Origin of the sequence: Ewingella allii (assembly GCF_044430645.1) — a bacterium.
GTDB lineage: Bacteria > Pseudomonadota > Gammaproteobacteria > Enterobacterales > Enterobacteriaceae > Ewingella > Ewingella allii.
The window spans coordinates 1-1,580 of record NZ_JAWUDN010000019.1; the positions used below are offsets into that span (position 1 = coordinate 1).

General features: G+C 47.4%; 3 protein-coding genes. 1 reads left to right on the top strand and 2 read right to left on the bottom strand.

The window, feature by feature from the left end:
* The first annotated feature begins 170 nt into the window (after positions 1–170).
* A complete protein-coding gene (locus tag SBO83_RS21365) occupies positions 171–332 on the top strand; it encodes a SymE family type I addiction module toxin (RefSeq protein ID WP_396132834.1) in 162 nt (53 codons plus the stop codon).
* 44 nt (positions 333–376) lie between these two features.
* Here SBO83_RS21365 and imm45 read toward each other — a convergent pair whose 3' ends face one another.
* Both imm45 and SBO83_RS21375 read right to left on the bottom strand, forming a co-directional pair.
* Entirely contained in the window at positions 377–706 is a 330-nt protein-coding gene (imm45, locus tag SBO83_RS21370) for an Imm45 family immunity protein (protein WP_396132832.1), read from the bottom strand.
* A gap of 1 nt (position 707) precedes the next feature.
* Positions 708–1,580 (bottom strand): VENN motif pre-toxin domain-containing protein (locus SBO83_RS21375; RefSeq protein ID WP_396132833.1); only part of this gene is annotated, 873 nt, incomplete at its 5' end.

The window sequence follows — 1,580 nt, forward strand, 5'->3', positions numbered from 1 at the left end:
CACGACGGTCGTTACTTACTCAATTTTCTAACCATGTTAAAGAGCAACCGCGACAAATGCAGCATTAAAATGAGCGCCAAAAAAACGCAACTTATTGTTTTATAATAATTGTACATGGCTTGAGGCTTTCAGTTGAGTCGTTTGACTTATCTGAAGGCGTCAGCTATTTCCTGACCGTCTGTTACCGCCCCAACGGAGGCAGACCCAACCCCAGCCCGCAGCTGACGATTAAGGGGAAGTGGCTGGAATGGCTGGGGTTTATTAACGGGCAGCCGGTGAGCATTACGGCTGAGAACGGGTGTTTGGTTATCAGGCCTGCGGTGGGTGACTGAGGCTGTAAAGTAAAATCCCGGCGACTTGACCGGGATTTTACTCATTAAATAGCGACTACATTATATCGTTCAATAACATGTACATCATGTACATCACACTCTGGATAAATCCATTTTTCCCAGTTAGAGATCACCCATTTAGTACTTAAGCCTCTAACATCTTTTAGGCCACTATCTTGCGGTAATAAAACTAGTACCAGCCCAGCTTTATGACCCGTTGTCACGATTAAGCCATTAGGTCTATCGCCACCTGGCATATCGAACACCATAAAATCAACCAACTCTTCATACGGCCACTGCCCCGGTAGCCGTAAAACAGTTCCATGAACAAGTGCTTGAGTTGGGTAATCAACCAGCTTTATAGAAGTCTGCATGCTATTTAACCTTGAGATCATGGCCGCCGGAGGTATCTTTGCTACCTTCAATAAATTTCATTCCCATATCAACCTCTCCTTGATGTTTTCCGGTTTTAGGATTGACCTGCTCAAAGCGACCATGCTGTGTATCGAGTGCGTAAAGATTTCCATCAGAACCTCTATACACATCGCGATTGTTCATTTTGGTCAACTTATTATCTTTCACCCAACCATTGTTCTCGACTACTGAACTGGCCATTTGTTTAACTTGAGCAACACGTTCTCCAGGGGGAAGTCCAACCAAAGCAGCTTCATAATGATTAACCTGTTGCCCATTAGGTAACTTAGTTGTGTTGGCTTGGCTTGGTTTAGCATTTTTCCCCATCCCTCCCGTAACTGCAGCCATTGCTGCACCAGCAAGGATCTCCGCCTGCTGCGGATCGATGTTATACCGACTCTGCAGCTGTTGAGCGAATTCGGTACTGGTTACAACACCTTCAGCTTCCATCTGCTGAGCCAATAATGAAGACATATCATTCTTCATCGACCACGGCACGTCGTCACCCAGTACACGATCTATCGCTTCGCGAACCAGCATGCTGTTACCTGCAACATCACCATAGGTTTGTTTGCAGGCGGCTGGATCTGTTGAACAGACGGCGATCAACTCTTTCTGCTGAACCAGACTCAGGTTTTCCATTTCTTTCACGACCTGCTTACAGTCACCACGAGCATCACAGCCTTTGGCTTTCGCCGCAAAATCATTTATCTGAGTGGCACTCAGATAGTTATTCTCAACCGCATTCTTCCCTGCCTGCGCCCCCGCCACGGCATCCGCTGAGCTATCGCCCGTCAAGCCGCCTGCTAGTCCCGCCGCCAAGGTCGCCAGGGT

Coding starts and splice junctions, on each gene's coding strand:
- imm45 (WP_396132832.1), bottom strand. CDS start 706: ATGCAGACTTCTATAAAGCTGGTTGATTACCCAACTCAAGCACTTGTT.